This window comes from Micromonospora sp. NPDC049089 (genome assembly GCF_040648775.1).
Lineage (GTDB): Bacteria > Actinomycetota > Actinomycetes > Mycobacteriales > Micromonosporaceae > Micromonospora.
The window spans coordinates 1-17,913 of record NZ_JBEZEH010000152.1; the positions used below are offsets into that span (position 1 = coordinate 1).

Below are 17,913 nucleotides of genomic sequence, written 5' to 3' on the forward strand. Positions count from 1 at the left end.
CGGCCCGCGGCCCGGCCGATCCGGCGCAGCCCGTCAGATATCCAGGAACCGCACGTCCTTGGCATTGCGCTGGATGAACGACCGGCGCGCCTCGACGTCCTCACCCATCAACACACTGAACAACTCGTCGGCGGTCGCCGCGTCGTCGAGAGTGACCTGACGCAGGGTACGCGTCGCGGGGTTCATCGTGGTTTCCCACAGCTCGGGATAGTTCATCTCGCCGAGGCCCTTGAAGCGCTGGATGTCGTCCGGCTTCGCATTTGGCTTCTTCTGCTGGCGCAGCGCGATCAGACCGTCCCGCTCGCGGTCGGAGTACGCGTACTGGGCGTCGTCGCCCTTCTTGTTCCACTTGATCTTGTAGAGCGGCGGGGCGGCCAGGTAGACGTGCCCCATCTCGACAAGCGGACGCATGAAGCGGAACAGCAGGGTGAGCAGCAGCGTCTGGATGTGCTGGCCGTCGACGTCCGCGTCGGCCATCAGCACCACCTTGTGGTACCGCAGCTTCTCCATGTCGAAGTCGTCGTGGATGCCGGTGCCCAGCGCGGTGATCAGCGCCTGGACCTCGTTGTTCTTCAGCACCCGGTCGATCCGGGCCTTCTCCACGTTGAGGATCTTGCCGCGGATCGGCAGGATCGCCTGGGTCCGCGGGTCGCGGCCCTGCTTGGCCGAGCCGCCGGCCGAGTCACCCTCGACGATGAACACCTCGGACTCGCGGGGGTCGGTCGACTGGCAGTCGGCCAGCTTGCCCGGCATCGAGCCGGACTCCAGCAGCGACTTGCGTCGGGCCAACTTGCGCGCCTGCTGCGCGGCGATCCGCGCCCGGGCCGCCTGGGACGCCTTCTGGATGATCGTCTTGGCCTCGGCCGGGTTGCGGTCGAACCAGTCGACAAGCCGGTCGTTGCAGACCCGCTGCACGAAGCTCTTCACCGGGGTGTTGCCCAGCTTCGTCTTGGTCTGGCCCTCGAACTGCGGGTTGGTCAGCTTGACCGAGATGATCGCGGCCAAGCCCTCGCGGATGTCCTCGCCGGAGAGCTTCTCGTCGCCCTTGAGCAGCTTCTTGTCGGTGCCGTACCGGTTGACGACGCTGGTCAGCGCCGACCGGAAGCCCTCCTCGTGGGTGCCGCCCTCGTGCGTGTTGATGTTGTTGGCGAAGGTGTAGACCGACTCGCCGTACGACTCGTTCCACTGCATGGCGATCTCGAGGGACATGCCCTCCTCTTCGGCCTCGAACTCGACCACCGTCTTGTGCATCGGGTTCTTGGAGGCGTTGAGGTGCCGGACGAAGTCGGCGATACCGCCGTCGTAGCGGAAGGTGACCTCGCGGGTCTTGCCCTCCTCCTCCTCCGGGACCCGCTCGTCGAGCAGGTGGATGGTGATGCCCCGGTTGAGGAAGGCCATCTCCTGCAGGCGTCGGTAGATGGTCTGGAAGTCGAAGTCGATCGTCTCGAAGACGTCCGGGTCGGGCCAGAAGGAGACGGCCGAGCCGGTGCTGTCGGTGGTCTCGCCCTTTTCCAGCTGGCTGGGCTTGGAGTTGGTGTACTGCTGCCGCCAGACGAAGCCGGACTTGTGGATCACCACGGCCATCTTCGTCGACAGCGCGTTCACCACGGAAACGCCGACGCCGTGCAGACCACCGGAGACCGCGTACGCCTTGCCGTCGAACTTGCCACCCGCGTGCAGCACGGTCAGCGCGACCTCGACACCCGGCTTCTTGAGCTTCGGGTGGAGGTCGACCGGGAAACCACGGCCGTTGTCGGTGACCCGGACGCCGCCGTCGGCGAGCAGCACCACGTCGATGGTGTCGCAGTAGCCGGCCATCGCCTCGTCGACCGCATTGTCGACGACCTCCCACACGAGGTGGTGCAGACCGCGCTCGCCGGTGGACCCGATGTACATACCGGGCCGCTTGCGAACGGCCTCCAGCCCCTCGAGAACGGTGATCGACTCTGCGCCGTACTCCTGCTTGTCCTGCGCTGCCACCCTCGGCCACTTTCTCGCGTCAGCCACGCCGGTAGGGCGCGTCGGGCGCGGGTTCGGCGGACAGGACGCGACGTCGGCGCGCAGACCTGTGCCGAAGAACTCCGGACAGCGGGTCGAACGCGCCGGTCGCCGCGGTTGCCCGCGGATCGCGATCGGCTCGACCCGACGTGGAGAATGAATCTGGGGCCCACCGGCCCCGTCGCACTCCCGCACCGGGTCTTCGTCTCGCTGTCAATCCTACTGTGCGCGGGGGACAGAACCACCACTCGGCACCCTCAGCGAGGCGGCTGAGAAGTCCATAGCCGGCAGAACCCTGCCGCCCACGACTCCCCCCACACGGCTGACCCCCATCGCACGCGCCGCCCCAGGACGGGTTGACCCGCGGTCGGGCGGGTCGGGGGTCGCGGCCGAAGCGTCGGTGCCGTACGTTTGCGGCGCCCCGGAACCGGCCTTGATCTTTACCGGTTGGAACCGGGACGATCGACCCGATCGACCCGACACGTGCTCTTTAAGAGGTGACAGATGGGGCTGGACAACGTCGCGGTGCACTGGCCGCGGACCGGCCGCTTCTACGATCCGGTCGCGCCGGCCGAGTTCGTCGACTTCGGCGAGATCGTCGACCTGCCGCGCATCTCCGCGCCGACCGCGGCCCTGGCCGAGCTGATCGCGAAGACCGGCACCGTCCGGGCGACCGCGTACACCGAGTTGGTGGATCTGCTTCTCGGCCTCGAAGGTGTGTTGTACGCCACAGACGCCGCCGCCGAGGACGAGGACCCGGTGATCGACCCGGACGGGTGCTCCTGGATCGCGGGCGGCATCGAACGGTTCGTGGCCGCGCACCGTCCGACCGGCGAAGCGGTCACCTTCGAGTCGGTGAGCACCGTGTTGCGCTCCCTGCTCGGCGACGGTCGGTTGGCCGAGCAGCAGTTGCGTTGGCTGGAGAGCCGGCTCGACGCGCTGCGCGACGAGAGCGGTGACCCGCCGCAGTGGAACTTCACCTGCGCCGAGCTGGGCGTGCTGGCGGCGTTCTACCGGCGCTGCGCCGAGCGCGGGTTCGCCGTCTACGCCGACGCCTGAGCCGCCGCGTCAGATTCCGAGGCGGCCGGCCGGTTGGCTGCCGAGATCACCTGCGTGAGCACGGCGTGCAGATGTTGCAGGTCCTCGACGGGCAGCCCGAGCCGCTGCACGATCGCGGCCGGGATCAGCTCAGCCTGACTCCGCAGCGCGGCACCGCTGGCGGTGAGGGTGACGGCGAGGCTGCGCTCGTCGCTCGGGTCGCGTTCCCGGCGTAGGTAGCCTGCCGTCTCCAGCCGCTTGAGCAGGGGTGACAGCGTGCCCGGGTCGAGCTGGAGCAGGCGACTGAGGTCACGACCGGACAGTGGCGCGTGCTGCCAGAGCGCCAACATCACCAGGTACTGCGGATGGGTCAGCCCCATCGGCTCCAGCAGCGGCCGGTAGACGGCCACCACGCTGCGCGCGGCGACCGAGAGGGCGAAGCAGACCTGCTGCTCCAGGGCCAGCGGGTCGCCGCTGCCCGGCCGTTCGCTCATCGGTTGCCCTCCCTGCGCACGGTGACTATCGTACCGATCATTGGTACACCAATCATTGGTGCCCCAAAGGTCTGCTCGTGCGACGGGCGAGCACCGGCGAGGCGACGCGCGGAAGAGGGCGGCAGATGAGCGAGGACGGCGCGGTCACCAGGACCCCGGGCGAGGGCGGCCGACTGATGCGGTGGGCCTTCCGGCACCTCGCCGGCCCGGCCGAGGGCGTGCAGGGCGCGGTGCAGGGCGGCTCGGCCGAGGCCCGCGAAGCGTGGAAACGTGACCTGGCCGAGCGCAAGCGCTTCACCCGGGAACAGCGGGAACGCAAGCGGGCAGCACGCGAGGCCGACCGGCGAGGCTGACCGGCGAGGCTCAGCCGTAGGTGTCGCGCGGGCCCCGGCCGCGTACCCGACGCGGCCCCTTTCCCCACGACGGCGCGGCCGGGCCGTGAATGTGCAGCTTGCGCACCACGTTGTGCCCGACCTCGCTGGCGATCTGCTTGAGCAGCGAGCCGGCGAGCAGCCGCAGCTGAGTGGCCCAGGCGGTCGAACGCGCCTCCACCGTCAGCTCGCCGTTCTCCAACTTCACCGGGCGACTGTTCTGCGCGACCTCCGCGCCGACGACCCGCTCCCAGGCGCCGAACACGGTGGCCTCGGCGGCCGGCTGCTGCCAGCCACGCGCCTTCACCAGCCGGTTGAGCACGGCGCTGAGCGGCTGCGGATCGCGCGGGTCGGGCCCGGGGCCGGAGTAGCCGCGCAACCGCCGCCCCGAGCCGCCGGCAGCGTCGCCGCCGCCGGGGGTACGCCGGGCGCGGGCCGCCGCCTGCCGTCGGGACAGCGCCGCGTCGAGCACCGCCCGGGCCAGCTCCGGCCCGCTGGCGGCCGCCGCCGGCTCACCGCCCGGCGAACCCTGTGCCGCCTTCGGGGTACGCGCAGCAGGGCCGTCGCCGGCCGCTGGCCGTTTGCTGCCTGACTCATCCGACACGGCGTACCGTCCCTTCGCCGACCTGGTAGCGGGTGCCGCGCAGGGCGGCCGGCACATCGTCGTCCACGGCGCAGGTGACCAGCAGCTGACTCGCCCCGCCGACCAGCTCCGCCAACCGCTCCCGGCGGCCGGTGTCCAACTCCGCGAAGACGTCGTCGAGCACCAGCACCGGCTCGATGCCGTCGGCGCGCAACAGGTCGTACCCCGCCAACCGCAACGCGAGAGCGAACGACCACGACTCGCCGTGGCTGGCGTACCCCTTGGCGGGCAGTGGGCCGAGGCTCAGCGCCAACTCGTCGCGGTGTGGGCCGACCAGGGTGGTGCCCCGCTCGATCTCGGCGGAGCGGGACGCGGCCAGGGCCGCCGTCAGCGCCTCGGCCAGCGCGGCCCGATCGGTGGTCGGCTCGGCCAGCTCGATCGAGGGCCGGTACGTGATGCTCGCCGCACCCCGACCGGCGGCCACCGCGTCGTACGCCTTGGCAACGTGCGGGGTGAGCGCGGCCACCAGCTCCAGGCGGCCGGCGAGCAGCTCCGCCCCGTGCTGGGCCAGGTGGGTGTCCCAGACCGCGAGGGTGCCGAGATCACCACCGCGGGAGCCACCGGTCTTGCGGGCCAGGTACGCCGTGCGCAGCAGGGCGTTGCGCTGCTTGACGACCCGCTCGTAGTCGGCCCGCACGCCCGCGAACCGGGGCTGCCGGTTGACCAGCAGGTCGTCAAGGTAGCGGCGGCGCTCAGCCGGATCGCCCCGGACCAGCTCAAGATCTTCCGGAGCGAAGAGCACCAGCCGGAGCGCACCGAGCACGTCCCGTGCCCGCCGCGCCGGTGACCGGCCCAGTCGCGCCCGGTTGGCCTTGCCGGGCACGATCTCCAGCTCGACCAGGAGTTCGCGGCCGTCGTGAACCACAGCGCAGCGGATCACTGCGGACGTGGCGCCCATCCGGACCAGGGGCGCGTCGGTGGCGACCCGGTGCGAGTCCAGGGTCGCCACGTAGCCCAGCGCCTCGACGAGGTTGGTCTTGCCGACACCGTTGGCCCCGATCAGGACGTTCGCTCCCGGCTGGAGGTCGACGGCCACCCGCTCGTACGAGCGGAAGTCGACCAGTTCCAGCCGGTGAACGTACACAGGTTGTGGATACCGCTCAGCGCTTGTGGACGGCGTGGCCACCGAACTGCTGACGCAGCGCGGAGACGGCCTTCATGGCGGGTGAGTCGTCCTGCCGCGAGGCGAACCGGGCGAAGAGCGAAGCGGTGATGACGTTCAGCGGCACCGCCAGCCGGACCGCCTCGTCGACGGTCCACCGGCCCTCGCCGGTGTCCTCCGTGTAGCCGCTCAGATCGGCCAGCTCCGGATCCTCGTCGAGCGCCCGGTCGAGCAGGTCGAGCAGCCAGGAACGGACGACGGTGCCCTCCCGCCAGGACTTGATGACGCCCGGCACGTTGGTCACCAGCTCCGAGGCGGCCATCAGCTCGTAGCCCTCGGCGTAGGCGTGCATCAGGCCGTACTCGATGCCGTTGTGCACCATCTTCGAGTAGTGCCCGGCACCGACGGGGCCGGCGTGCACGAAGCCGAACTCACCCTCCGGCTTGAGCGCGTTGAAGATCGGCATCAGGCGGTCCACGTGCTCCTGGGCACCGCCGACCATCAGCCCGTAGCCGTTCTGCCGGCCCCAGATGCCGCCGGAGACCCCGACGTCCATGTAGCCGATGCCCCGCTGGTTGAGTCGCTCCGCGCGGGGCGCGTCGTCGCTGAAGCGCGAGTTGCCGCCGTCGATGATGATGTCGCCCTCGCCGAGCACCTCGGCGAGCTCGTCGATGGTGGCGTCGGTGACACCGGCGGGCACCATGACCCAGACCGCGCGCGGCGACTCAAGCTTCTCTGCGAGGCCCGCGATGGTCGTGACGTCGCTGATCTGCGCGTTGTGGTCGAAGCCGACCACCTCGTGCCCGGCCGAACGCAACCGCTCCCGCATGTTGCCGCCCATACGGCCGAGTCCTACCAGGCCGAGCTGCATGTGTTTCTACCTCCGTGGATCTGGGTGTTGCTGGGCGCGATCAGCGCGAGACGCGGATCGGCATGATGAGGTACCGGTACCCCGGAATGACCTCGCCATCCTCGCCAGCGGGTGAGATCACCGCGGGTTTGAAGGCGTCGACGAACGAGAGCACGGCCGTCTGAGCGCCCAGGTTTGCCAGACCGTCGATGAGGTACTGCGGGTTGAAGCCGATGGTCAGCGGTTCACCGGTGAAGGTCGCCTCCATCGCCTCGCTGGCCCGTGCCTCCTCGGAACCGCCGGCCTCGACCACCAGGCCGTCGGCGCTGAAGCTGAGCAGCACCGGGGTGGTCCGTTCGGCGACCAGCGCGACCCGCTTGACCACCTCGATCAGCGTGCTGACCGGCACCCGCGCCGCGGCGTTGTGGGTGGCCGGGAAGAGTGACCGCACCGGCGGGTAGTTGGCGCCGTCGAGCAGCCGGCTGGTGGTACGTCGGGTGCCGCCGGCGAGGCCGACCATGCCCTCGCCCGCAGCGCCCTGGGCGAGGGCGAGGGTGACCTCGCCGCCCAGCGGGCCGAGGGCCTTGGCGGTGTCGTTCAGGGTGCGGGCGGGCACCAGGGCGTTGATGCTCACCTCGGGGTCGTCCGGCCGCCACTGGATCTCGCGCAGCGCCAACCGGTAACGGTCGGTGGCGAGCATCGACAGGGTGTCGCCCGACAACTCCACGCGGACGCCGGTCATCATCGGCAGCGTCTCGTCACGACCGGCGGCGATGGCCACCTGGGCCACCGCGGTGGCGAACGCCGCGGCGTCGACAGTGCCGGCGCTCTGCGGCATCTCGGGCAGCGCGGGGTAGTCCTCCACCGGCATGGTGGGCAGCGTGAACCGGGCGCTGCCACAGACCAACTCGAGATGCGCGCCGACCGCGGCGATGTCGACCGGCTTGGCCGGCAACGCCTTGGTGATCTCGGCGAGCAGGCGGCCGGAGACGAGCGCGGCACCATCGGCGTCGCCCTGCACCTCGACGGTCACCTGGCTGGAGACCTCGTAGTCGAACCCGGAGACCCGCAGGTTGCCGTCGGTGACGCGGAGCATCACCCCGGCGAGCACCGGTACGGATGGCCGGTTGGGCAGGCTCTTCGCGGTCCACGCCACAGCCTCGGCGAGCGCGTCGCGCTCCACTCGGAACTTCATCAATGCCTCCGCGTCGACGTCAGCGACAACTCTCTCATGCCGACCGCTGCCTACCGTCCCGCCCGACCGTGCGGGTACCCATCGCACCTTAGGGCGCGGGGACATCGGCTGTGCGCCCGACCCCATGGATCGTGTCGATGCTGACCGGCTGATCCGACAGCGTTCGGCCCGATCCACAGAAAGCCCAACGGTGATGATTGGTTTTTGTTCTCTTAGAAGAGATAACTCATCGTCTTCATCGCACCTGTGCAAACTGTGGAAAACCGAGGTCTGCGCAGGTCAGACGGGTTATCCACCGGTGATTTAGCTGTGGAGAACCCGGGGTACAACCGGCTTGTGTGTCCACAGCCCGGCGACGACGGCCGGTTGTCCACCGTTGTCCACCGGTTGTCCACCGGTAATCCACCGACTTTCTCCCCAAGCCTGTGGATCGCGGGGAAGATCACCATTGCCGTCATCCCCAGAACCTTCAACAGCTCGTACACAGGTTGATGATGATCGGTGGATAACCTGACCGTCGTCCCCAGGCGTCCACAACCTCGTCCACAGGGTTTCTCCACAGCCTGTGGGTAACTGGCGAGGGACGGTCCGTAGTTATCCACCGACGGTGGACAACGAGCTGTGGACAACGAGTGGGGATCGAGGCGGTCACGGCCTCAATGCTGTGGTCTGCACCATGTCGAGAGTCCAGCTGACTGACCCAAAAAGAACGCCCGACCGGAGATCCGGTCGGGCGTGTCCTGCGGCTGTGCGCCGCCGTGCGGGCGGTCGTACGCCTCAGCTGTTCTGTTTGATGCGGTTGGTCAGCTCGGCGATCTGGTTGTAGAGCGAGCGGCGCTCCGCCATCTGCTGACGAATCTTCCGGTCGGCGTGCATCACGGTGGTGTGGTCCCGGCCACCGAACGCCTGCCCGATCCGGGGCAGCGACAGCTCGGTCAACTCCCGACACAGGTACATGGCCACCTGGCGGGCGTTGACCAGCACCCGGGACCTGGACTGGCCGCGCAGATCCTCCAGGCTCACCCCGAAGTAGTCAGCGGTCGAGGCCATGATCTGGTCAGCGTTGATCTCCGGACCGGCGCCGTCGGGCATGAAGTCCCGAAGCACCTCCTCGGCCAGCGACAGCTCGACTGTCGACCGGGTCAGGCTGGCGAACGCGGTCACCCGGATCAGCGCGCCCTCCAGCTCCCGGATCGAGTTCGACACTCGGGAGGCGATGAACTCCAACACGTCCGGCGGGGCGTACATCCGCTCCTGCGCCGCCTTCTTCTGCAGGATCGCGATCCGGGTCTCCAGATCCGGCGGCTGGATGTCGGCCAGCAACCCCCACTCGAACCGGGTTCGCATCCGGTCCTCAAGGGTCGCGAGCTGGCGCGGCGACCGGTCAGAGGTGATCACGATCTGCTTGTTGGCGTTGTGCAGGGTGTTGAAGGTGTGGAAGAACTCCTCCTGGGTGCGCTCGCGGTTCTCCAGGAACTGGATGTCGTCGATCAACAGGATGTCGACGTCGCGGTAGCGCCGTTGGAACGCGCTGGTCTTGTCGTCCCGGAGCGAGTTGATGAAGTCGTTGGTGAATTCCTCGGTCGACACGTACCGGACCGAGCGGGCGTTGCCGAGCGTCGTGGCGTAGTGCCCGATCGCGTGCAACAGGTGCGTCTTGCCCAACCCGGAGTGCCCGTAGATGAACAGCGGGTTGTACGCCTTGGCCGGCGACTCCGCCACCGCCACGCTCGCCGCGTGGGCGAAGCGGTTGGACGAGCCGATGACGAACGTCTCAAACATGTACTTCGGGTTGAGCCGGTTGCCGCCGGTGTCGGCGCCGGGCAGCCGGCGGTCGTCCCGGCCACCGGGCCGATGGTCCACCGCGCTGCGACCCGGGCCGCTGTCCGTCCCGCTGTCCCGGGGGAGCGAACGGATCACGTGCTGGTCGCGCGGTGACGCCGAGTCGTCCCGGTAGCGGGGATCGTAGGGCCGGGTGTCGGGGCCGGACGGGTCCAGTCGGGCGGCCTGCTCGTCGTAACCGCGCCGGTCCGGACCCGGCCGGGAGGGCCGCAGGGGCTCCGCGAAGGAGGCGCTGAACAGCGCCTCCTGCCCGTCCCTGCTGGCGGGAATCAACCCCGCGCGATGCCCCTCCACCGGGGGCGCGAGCGGCGGACCAGCCGGCGCGGGCAGCGGACCCGGATCGGGGTGACGCGGCGCTGGCGACTGCTCAGGGATCATCGCGTCGGCCGAGGGTCGAGCGCCCTGGTCGTCGTCGAACGGCGCGACACCCGGGCCGTCGATGTCGAGCTGCCCGGTCTCCGGGGCGCTGCGGTAGACGGTGCCGGCCGGTCGGCCGGTGGCGTCCTCGGCCACCCGAACGGTGACCGCGACCTGGATCGGTCGGCCGAGCCGGCGGGTGAGCGCCTCGGTGATCGCCGGGCGCAGCCGTGACTCGATCACGTCGCGGGTGAACGCGTCCGGAACGGAGAGCAGTGCGGTGTCCTCGACTATCGCTCGCAGCCGGGTCAGTCGGAGATAGGCACGCTGCTGGGCGGAGATGATCTCGTCGGCGAGCTCGTCGGTCGCCGCTAACCACACCGCGGCAAGGTCGGTCGTACCGGCCACCGTCGTGCCACCCCCTCGCTTCTGCTCCCGGCCGCCGCTGTCTGCCAGCCGGCCGTCCCGGGCCCGCCGCGTTCGCGGGTGGAACAACACCCACCCGGACGGTCGACCGGTGGTCATCCACAAGTTATCCACAGCCTGTGTACCGACCGATTGTGGCCGCCGCCGGACGCGGGTGGGACCTGCCCCTGCCTGAACGGGCGCTGAAGCGGGTTCACCGTGCCGAACGATTCACTGCCATGTCCGGTCTTGCCTGCGCGACGACCGGAGCTTCCGACGCTCACCGCAATCGGGCACGGTAACAGCGTTGTCCCTGCGCCATCAACCGGCGACGCGGCGACGGCCTTGTCGGCATCAGTGAAAACCGCCCTTCGGCCTCGGGCGCGTCCCGTTGTCCCCCTGCTCGGGGTGTTTGACGGTCATTGCACCCCTGCGTAGGCTGGAATGGCTGCTTTCTCGCCCTCTGCTAGGGTGATGGGTGCTTGCTGTCCGCGGTCGCATCCCCGCATCGCCGAGGTCTCGCTCCGCCGGACAGCACCGATCGTGGGCCACCGTCGAGGTGGCCTGGACCACCACACGACCCCGGCGATCCCGTCGCGCGGGGCGCGTACGAAAACGGAGAGCCTGACGTGAGCAAGCGCACCTACCAGCCGAACAACCGCCGGCGCGCGAAGACCCACGGCTTCCGGCTGCGCATGCGCACCCGTGCCGGCCGTGCCATCCTGTCGAGCCGTCGCGCCAAGGGTCGCACCACCCTGTCGGCCTGAGCCGACCGGGCCGGTCCAGGGGACGTGGGCAGTCGTGCTGGCCGCCGCACAGCGACTGCGGCGCAGCACTGACTTCGCCGCAGCGGTTCGCGGTGGCCGGCGCGCCGGACGTGGCGCCGTCGTGGTCCACCTGAGCGTGCCGGTGACCGTCGACCCCAGCACACCGACCTTGCCGGAGCCGGTACGGGACAACAGTGCGGAGCAGTCGTCCGTGCCGTCCCGTGCCGGCTTCGTCGTGTCCAAGGCGGTCGGCAACGCGGTGACCCGTAACCGGGTCCGGCGCCGACTGCGGGCGCTGGTCCGGGAACGGCTGACCGACCTGCCCGCCGGCAGCACCCTTGTCGTCCGGGCGCTCCCCGCCGCCGCGCAGGCGTCGTACCCTCGGCTCGCCACCGACCTGGACGCCGCCATCGCGGTCGCCCGGTCGCCGCGCGAACGGCGGGCCCGATGAGCGGCACCGAGCAGAGCAGCCCACGGCCGTCGACAACCGGTGCCAAGGTGCTGATCGCGCCCATCATCGCGTACCGTCGGTGGATAAGTCCGGCACTGCCGGCTCGCTGTCGGTTCTACCCGTCGTGCAGTGCGTACGCCCAGGAGGCGGTCGTTCGGCACGGCGCGCTCCGGGGAGCCGTGCTGGCGGCCCGGCGGTTGTTGCGCTGCCACCCCTTTCACCCTGGTGGACATGACCCGGTGCCAGAGCCGGGCGGCCGCCGCCGTGCTGATGTGACTGGAGCCCCGAATTGAGTCTGAGTCTCGACTGGATCTACTACGCGATTTCGTGGATCCTGCTGACCTGGCACTCTGCCTGGGACGCCATCGGGGTGCCCGTCGGTGCGGTGATCGGCACCAACTTCGCCTGGATCCTGGCCATCATCTTCCTGGTGGTCACCGTCCGGGTGATCCTGTTCCCGGTCTTCGTCAAGCAGATCAAGTCCCAGCGGGCGATGCAGGCGCTCCAGCCCAAGGTCAAGGAGCTTCAGGAGAAGCACAAGGGTGACCGGGAGACGCTCCAGAAAGAAATGATGGAGCTCTACAAGAAGGAGAAGGCCAACCCGCTGATGGGTTGCCTTCCGATGTTCCTTCAGATCCCGGTCTTCCTGGGCCTCTTCCACGTGCTGCGCCGGCTCGACCCGGACAAGCAGAACAAGACCCTCTACGGCTGGACCGCCGACCAGTTCCAGAGCGCCTCGCAGGCGAAGCTCTTCACCGCCCCGATCGCCGGCAAGTTCGGCTCGACGGCCGACGAACTGGCCAGCCTAGGCGCCAACGGCAGCACCGTGAAGATCATTGCTGGTGTCCTGGTCCTGGTCATGATCGCCACCACCTACCTGACCAGCCGTCAGATGATCCTCAAGACCGGCTGGGCCGAGGACCCGCAGCAGCGGATGATCCAGCGACTGATGCTCTACGGCATCCCCGCGTCGCTGCTGATCTCCGGCGCGATCTTCCCGATCGGCGTCATCATCTACTGGGTCACCAACAACCTCTTCACCCTGGGCCAGCAGCAGTGGGTGCTGCGGAAGTTCCCGCCGCCGGTGACCGCCAAGAAGGCCGTCGCGCCCGCCGCCAGCCGTAACCCGGTGCAGCCCGCCAAGTCCGGTGGCCTGTTCGGTCGCGGAAAGGCCACCCCGCCGGCGCCCGTCAAGGCGACCGCGCCCAAGGTTGCCGGGCCGAAGCCGGGCGCCAAGCCGGTGAACAACCCGAAGAAGAGCCGCCCCGCCAAGCGGCAGGGCTGACCAGCGAGGGCCGTCGCCGGCGATCCGGCGGCGGCCCGTTTCGCACCGCGCAGCCGCCGTACGGCCGGCGCCGGGCGGAACCGACCGCGCACCGCGCGGCCACGGGCGACACTGCCCGTACAGACGTGCCTGTGGGCACCGGCAACCTCCAGCCGGCCCCGGGAAACCAGTCGGACCCGACGGTCCGGCCGAGCGAGTACGGAGATGAGACCGTGACCGAGACCAGCATCCCCCGCGCCGAGCAGTCAGTGGACGAGGAGGAGACCGCCACGATCGCGGTAGACGGTGACGACACCGAAGCCGACGACACCGAGGCGGACGACGACACCGACACCGCCGCCGGCACCCGGGTGAAGAAGGCTGTGGGCGAGGGCGACCTGTTCCGGCAGAGCGAGATCGCCGCCGACTACGTCGAGGGCCTGCTTGACATCCTCGACTACGACGGCGACATCGACGAGCTGGTCGCCGCCGGCCGTCCGATGGTCGAGGTGGTCGGCGAGCGGCTGCAGAATCTGGTCGGTCAGCGCGGCGCCACCCTGGAGGCGCTCCAGGAACTGACCCGCCTTGCCGTCTTCCGGCAGACCGGTACGCCGAGCCGTCTGCTGCTCGACGTCGGTGGCTACCGGGCGAACCGCCGTAAGGAACTCGCCGCGGTCGCCAAGAACGCCGTCGAGAAGGTCAAGGAGTACGGCGAGCCGGTGCGCCTGGACGCGATGTCCGCGTTCGAGCGCAAGTGCGTGCACGACGTCGTCAACGCCATGTCCGGCGTGGCGAGCGAGTCCGAGGGTGTCGAGCCGAACCGGCGCATCGTCGTACGGCCCGCGGACTGACCGGGTGACCCACGACGACAACACGGCCGATGCCGTGTCCGGCCCGGGCGGCACGCCGCCCGGGCCGTCCGCTGTCCACCCCGCCACAGGCGACGCAGATGCCGACTCGGCAGGGCGCGACACCGCCCCGTCCCCAGCCGACGCGGCGTTGCCGCCCGAGTTGGCCCCGGCCGCGCTGACGCTCTTCGGTGACCGTCTCGACCTGGCTGCCGCGTACGCCGAACTGCTGGCCACCGACGGGGTGGTCCGCGGCCTGATCGGCCCCCGGGAGGCACCCCGGATCTGGGACCGGCACCTGCTCAACTGCGCCGCGGTCGCGGAGCGGATCCCGGCCGGCGCGACGGTGCTCGACGTCGGCTCCGGCGCCGGTCTGCCGGGTCTCGTCCTGGCCATCGCCCGCCCCGACCTGACTGTCACCCTGATCGAGCCGCTGGCCCGGCGGACGTCGTTCCTGATCGAGGTCGTCGAGCGACTCGGGTTGGCCAAGTCGGTGCGGGTGTTCCGTGGTCGGGCCGACGAGGCGGCCAGCGGGTCGAGCGGCCGGGAGCCGATCAGCGGAGACGTGGTGACCGCGCGCGCGGTCGCGCCCCTGGATCGGCTCGCGGGCTGGAGCCTTCCCCTGGCGGTTCGCGGTGGTCGGCTGCTGGCGCTCAAGGGCTCGTCGGCCGCCACCGAGATCGAGGAGCACGCCGAGGTGGTGGCGCGACTCGGCGGCGGGGAGCCGGCCGTGCAGCTCTGCGGCGTCGGCGTGATCGATCCGCCCACCACGGTCGTGGAGATCGTGCGCGAGCGGATGGTCGGCCCGGCCCGACCGGCGGCCAGGAAGCGCGCCCGGAGTGGACGCTCCCGCCGAGGTTGACACTTCGCGCCATCGGGCTTCCGGCCGGTGGGTTGCCTCGTTGTACCGGTACGGATGGACGAGGGGATGAGAACCCGACGTGGACCGGCCGCGCCCGTCCGCCGTAGGCTGACCGCGCGTCGATAGTGTGGAGCGGGTGACGGACGTCGCGGGTCTCCGACCGCTCCCGCGGGCCGTACGCCCCGGGTTGCGGGCGAGGATGCGGCCAAGTTGACCGGGGCGCGGACCGACCATCCGAAGCGGGCAGGGATGACAGGTGCATGACGACGGCAGGTACGACGATCCACGCGTGACCGGGTCGCCCAGCGATCCCGTTTCACGTGAAACCGACTACCCGAGCTGGTCGCCCGGCGCGACCGGGCCATCTACCCGACCTACCGACGGCGATCCGCCGGCCGCGCTCGACCCGCCCTCGGGCGCCGGGCGGCCGGAGGGCTCGACCATTCCGGATCCGGCGAGTGGTCGCCGGCCGCCGGAGGCGTCGGGTCGACCCGTCAACGCCGCCGAGGTGCGGTCGACCTCAGGTCGCCGCAACACCGCGGCAGCGGTTCGCTTCGAGCCGGCCGTCCCACACCAACCCACTGCGGCGGCCGTTCGGGACGCCGGGCCGGTGGTCGCCGACGCCCCGGTCGCTTCGACCGAGTCGTTGGCCGCCGTGGCGACCGACCCCACGTACGTTTCACGTGAAACCCCGACGCGCGAAGAGGATGACCCACCGTTGGCTATGGAGGCGATGCGCGCCGTGCAGATCCTGAATCCCAGTGGCGAGGTGACAATGCCTCGGCCGGACCGGACCCGGGTCATGTGCGTCGCCAACCAGAAGGGTGGCGTGGGTAAGACCACCACCACCGTCAACCTTGCGGTGGCGCTCGCCCTGCACGGCAACCGGGTGCTCGTGGTCGACCTCGACCCGCAGGGCAACGCCTCGACCGGGCTCAACGTCCCACACCACACCGGAATCCCCGACGTGTACGACTGCCTGATCAACAGCGTGCCGCTGGCCGAGGTGGCGCAGGCGGTCGAGGGCATCCCCAACCTCTGGTGCGTACCCGCGACCATCGACCTGGCGGGCGCGGAGATCGAGTTGGTGTCGGTGGTGGCCCGGGAGTCGCGTCTGGACCGGGCGATCGCCGCCTACCCGGGCGAGTTCGACTACGTCTTCATCGACTGCCCGCCCTCGCTCGGCCTGCTCACTGTCAACGCGCTGGTTGCCGCGCAGGAGGTGCTGATCCCGATCCAGTGCGAGTACTACGCGCTGGAGGGGCTCAACCAGCTGATCAACAACATCAACCTGGTACGCCAGCACCTCAACCCGAAGCTCGATGTCTCCACCATCCTGCTGACCATGTACGACCGGCGCACCCGTTTGGCCGACGCCGTCGAGCAGGACGTCCGGAACCACTTCGGCGACAAGGTTCTCCAGGCGGTCATTCCCCGCAACGTCCGGGTCTCCGAGGCGCCGAGCTACGGCCAGTCGGTGATGACCTACGATCCCGGTTCGCGGGGCGCCACGAGTTACTTCGAGGCCGCCCAGGAGATCGCCGAGCGGGGCGTCAAGGAGCCGGTGGGCCGGAATGCGTAGTGCGGACGAGTCGCTGGGAGGCGTCGCATGAAGAACCGTCCTCGGGGCGGTCTGGGTAAGGGCCTGGGGGCGCTGATCCCGACCGGGCCCGCGCCGGGTGCCGCTGGCACCGTGACGGCCGAGCCGGAGAACGAGCACCTGGACAACGGCAGCACCGAAGCCGCCGCCGCTGTGCCCGTTGGCGCGCCGATCCGCGAGCCGGAGCCCGTGCTGAGCCCGGTGCCCGGTGCTCGATTCGCCGAGATCCCGGTCGACGCGATCATGCCCAACCCGAAGCAGCCCCGCCAGGTCTTCGATGAGGAGGCGTTGGAGGAGCTGAAGACCTCGATTCAGGAGGTCGGCTTCCTCCAGCCCATCGTCGTTCGGCAACTCGACGACGAGAAGTACGAACTGGTGATGGGCGAGCGGCGCTGGCGGGCCGCCCAGGCGGTGGGGCGGGAGAGCATCCCGGCGATCGTCAGGGACACCCGTGACGACGCGATGCTTCGCGACGCCCTGCTGGAGAACATCCACCGGGCCAACCTGAACCCGCTGGAGGAGGCCGCCGCCTACCAGCAACTGCTGGAGGAGTTCGGGGCCACCCACGAGGAGTTGGCCCGCCGGATCGGCCGGAGTCGCCCGCAGATCTCCAACACGATCCGACTGCTGAACCTGCCCGCACAGGTGCAGCGCCGGGTGGCCGCCGGCATCCTGTCGGCGGGGCACGCCCGCGCCCTGCTGAGCCTCGACGAGGCGGAGGCGCAGGAACAGCTTGCTCTGCGGATCGTGGCCGAAGGGCTGTCGGTTCGGGCGACCGAGGAGATCGTGGCCTTGACGCTCAACGACGGGCCGGCGAAGGGCCAGGCCGCGAAGCGGCGACCCAAGGCGCACGCGCCGGCCCTGACCGATCTCGCCGATCGGCTGTCCGACCGGTTCGACACCCGCGTGAAGGTGGACATCGGCCGGAGCAAGGGCAAGATCACGATCGAGTTCGCGACCGTGGACGACCTTGAGCGGATCGTCGGGATCATCGGAGTGCAACAGGAGGAGAGCGGGGAGGACTGACCCACCCGCTCGCCTACGGCCGCGCCACCCCACCGGGAGCGCGGCCGTTCTGCATCCCGGCGTCGATGCCTGTTTCACGTGAAACAGGCATCGGACCTGATTCTGAGATTGGCATGAGCGTGGACCGTCGTCATCCTCGGCTCGCTCAGCCAACCAGGGGTCCCGCGCTTGCCGCAGGAGAAGTTGACGGGGCGGGGCCGGAGGGGTCCGGTTGGTCGCGCTGGCCGGAAGGTTCGAAAGCAATCAGCGAGCGGTGAGGGCGCCGATAGGCGGTGCGCGCGGCGGTGGGCGACAGGCCTGGTGTCGCGAGCGGCTGGTGGCGGAGCAGACGCAGCGACGGGCGAGCGCGGTGGCGCGACTGGCGGCGGGGCGCGTGGCTCGCGACTGGCGGAGGCGACTGGGCGAGTGCGGCGTGGGGGAAGCCCTACACGCCTCGCAGAAGCCCTCGGGAAGGTCCACTCGACCGCGACTGCCCCTAGCGCCGATCAAGGCGCCAGCGAGCCGCTGAGTGGCGCGAAACGAGGTCTCCGTGGCTATCGGTGGGGGGCCGAGGCCCACGATCGTTGTTGGGTCCTCCGGAGCAGCCTCCTCACAGCGACCGCTGGGCCGCCGGGCGCTGGTCGGTGAGACCGCCACGCCGCGACACCGCGAAGACCGCTAGACCGCATAGATCGCTAGACGGCGACACGGCGACACCGCTAGGCCGCGACACGGCGACACCGCTAGGCCGCGACACGGCGACACCGCTAGGCCGCGACACGGCGACACCGCTAGGCCGCGACACGGCGACACCGCTAGGC

At 70.0% G+C, this 17,913-nt stretch carries 17 protein-coding genes; 10 read left to right on the top strand and 7 right to left on the bottom strand.

What is annotated here, in order from left to right; translation table 11 throughout:
• Positions 1-33: 33 nt before the first annotated feature.
• Positions 34-1,980, bottom strand: a complete 1,947-nt coding sequence (gene gyrB / locus AB0B48_RS23460; RefSeq protein WP_357204860.1) for a DNA topoisomerase (ATP-hydrolyzing) subunit B — start codon at positions 1,978-1,980, stop codon at positions 34-36.
• A gap of 522 nt (positions 1,981-2,502) precedes the next feature.
• Between gyrB and AB0B48_RS23465 the strand changes: the two genes are divergently transcribed.
• The gene (locus AB0B48_RS23465) at positions 2,503-3,057 is read left to right on the top strand and encodes a hypothetical protein (protein ID WP_357204828.1); all 555 of its coding nucleotides are present in this window, start codon (positions 2,503-2,505) and stop codon (positions 3,055-3,057) included.
• Here AB0B48_RS23465 and AB0B48_RS23470 read toward each other — a convergent pair.
• Positions 3,042-3,530 (bottom strand): MarR family transcriptional regulator, encoded by a 489-nt coding sequence (locus AB0B48_RS23470; RefSeq protein ID WP_357204831.1) that lies wholly within the window; start codon positions 3,528-3,530, stop codon positions 3,042-3,044. The genes AB0B48_RS23465 and AB0B48_RS23470 overlap by 16 nt on opposite strands.
• Before the next feature lie 125 nt (positions 3,531-3,655).
• Here AB0B48_RS23470 and AB0B48_RS23475 point away from each other — a divergent pair, with 125 nt between their 5' ends.
• Positions 3,656-3,883 (top strand): hypothetical protein, encoded by a 228-nt coding sequence (locus tag AB0B48_RS23475; RefSeq protein ID WP_357204834.1) that lies wholly within the window; start codon positions 3,656-3,658, stop codon positions 3,881-3,883.
• Positions 3,884-3,893: 10 nt separating this feature from the next.
• On the opposite strand, the gene AB0B48_RS23480 is transcribed toward AB0B48_RS23475, so the two are convergent.
• The 5 genes from AB0B48_RS23480 to dnaA form a co-directional block, all read right to left on the bottom strand.
• Positions 3,894-4,505: a DciA family protein gene (locus tag AB0B48_RS23480; protein WP_357204837.1), complete on the bottom strand. Its 612-nt coding sequence runs from the start codon at positions 4,503-4,505 to the stop codon at positions 3,894-3,896.
• Entirely contained in the window at positions 4,495-5,628 is a 1,134-nt protein-coding gene (gene recF / locus AB0B48_RS23485; protein ID WP_112583934.1) for a DNA replication/repair protein RecF, read from the bottom strand. The genes AB0B48_RS23480 and recF overlap by 11 nt, the downstream gene beginning before the upstream one ends.
• 16 nt (positions 5,629-5,644) lie before the next feature.
• Positions 5,645-6,517 carry a phosphogluconate dehydrogenase (NAD(+)-dependent, decarboxylating) gene (gene gnd / locus AB0B48_RS23490; RefSeq protein WP_357204841.1) on the bottom strand — a complete coding sequence of 291 codons (873 nt, stop codon included), beginning with the start codon at positions 6,515-6,517 and terminating at the stop codon, positions 5,645-5,647.
• Positions 6,518-6,557: 40 nt separating this feature from the next.
• On the bottom strand, positions 6,558-7,691 hold the full coding sequence (gene dnaN / locus AB0B48_RS23495; RefSeq protein WP_210782097.1) for a DNA polymerase III subunit beta: 1,134 nt from the start codon (positions 7,689-7,691) through the stop codon (positions 6,558-6,560).
• 777 nt (positions 7,692-8,468) lie between these two features.
• Complete coding sequence (gene dnaA, locus AB0B48_RS23500) at positions 8,469-10,298, bottom strand: chromosomal replication initiator protein DnaA (RefSeq protein ID WP_357204863.1); 1,830 nt, start codon at positions 10,296-10,298, stop codon at positions 8,469-8,471.
• A 626-nt stretch (positions 10,299-10,924) separates the two neighbouring features.
• Here dnaA and rpmH point away from each other — a divergent pair.
• The 8 genes from rpmH to AB0B48_RS23540 all read left to right on the top strand — a co-directional run bounded on the left by rpmH (position 10,925) and on the right by AB0B48_RS23540 (position 17,113).
• Positions 10,925-11,062, top strand: coding sequence for a 50S ribosomal protein L34 (gene rpmH, locus AB0B48_RS23505; RefSeq protein ID WP_007453904.1), 138 nt, complete (start codon positions 10,925-10,927; stop codon positions 11,060-11,062).
• A gap of 34 nt (positions 11,063-11,096) precedes the next feature.
• The gene (gene rnpA / locus AB0B48_RS23510) at positions 11,097-11,513 is read left to right on the top strand and encodes a ribonuclease P protein component (protein WP_357204844.1); all 417 of its coding nucleotides are present in this window, start codon (positions 11,097-11,099) and stop codon (positions 11,511-11,513) included.
• Positions 11,510-11,806: a membrane protein insertion efficiency factor YidD gene (yidD, locus tag AB0B48_RS23515; RefSeq protein WP_355004553.1), complete on the top strand. Its 297-nt coding sequence runs from the start codon at positions 11,510-11,512 to the stop codon at positions 11,804-11,806. The genes rnpA and yidD overlap by 4 nt, the downstream gene beginning before the upstream one ends.
• 2 nt (positions 11,807-11,808) lie before the next feature.
• The gene (gene yidC, locus AB0B48_RS23520) at positions 11,809-12,798 is read left to right on the top strand and encodes a membrane protein insertase YidC (protein WP_357204865.1); all 990 of its coding nucleotides are present in this window, start codon (positions 11,809-11,811) and stop codon (positions 12,796-12,798) included.
• Positions 12,799-13,010: 212 nt separating this feature from the next.
• Entirely contained in the window at positions 13,011-13,628 is a 618-nt protein-coding gene (locus AB0B48_RS23525; protein ID WP_357204848.1) for a R3H domain-containing nucleic acid-binding protein, read from the top strand.
• Between the two features lie 4 nt (positions 13,629-13,632).
• Positions 13,633-14,487 (top strand): 16S rRNA (guanine(527)-N(7))-methyltransferase RsmG, encoded by an 855-nt coding sequence (gene rsmG / locus AB0B48_RS23530; protein ID WP_357204851.1) that lies wholly within the window; start codon positions 13,633-13,635, stop codon positions 14,485-14,487.
• Between the two features lie 256 nt (positions 14,488-14,743).
• Positions 14,744-16,069, top strand: a complete 1,326-nt coding sequence (locus tag AB0B48_RS23535) for an AAA family ATPase (protein WP_357204854.1) — start codon at positions 14,744-14,746, stop codon at positions 16,067-16,069.
• A 27-nt stretch (positions 16,070-16,096) separates the two neighbouring features.
• The gene (locus tag AB0B48_RS23540) at positions 16,097-17,113 is read left to right on the top strand and encodes a ParB/RepB/Spo0J family partition protein (RefSeq protein WP_357204857.1); all 1,017 of its coding nucleotides are present in this window, start codon (positions 16,097-16,099) and stop codon (positions 17,111-17,113) included.
• Positions 17,114-17,913: the final 800 nt, after the last annotated feature.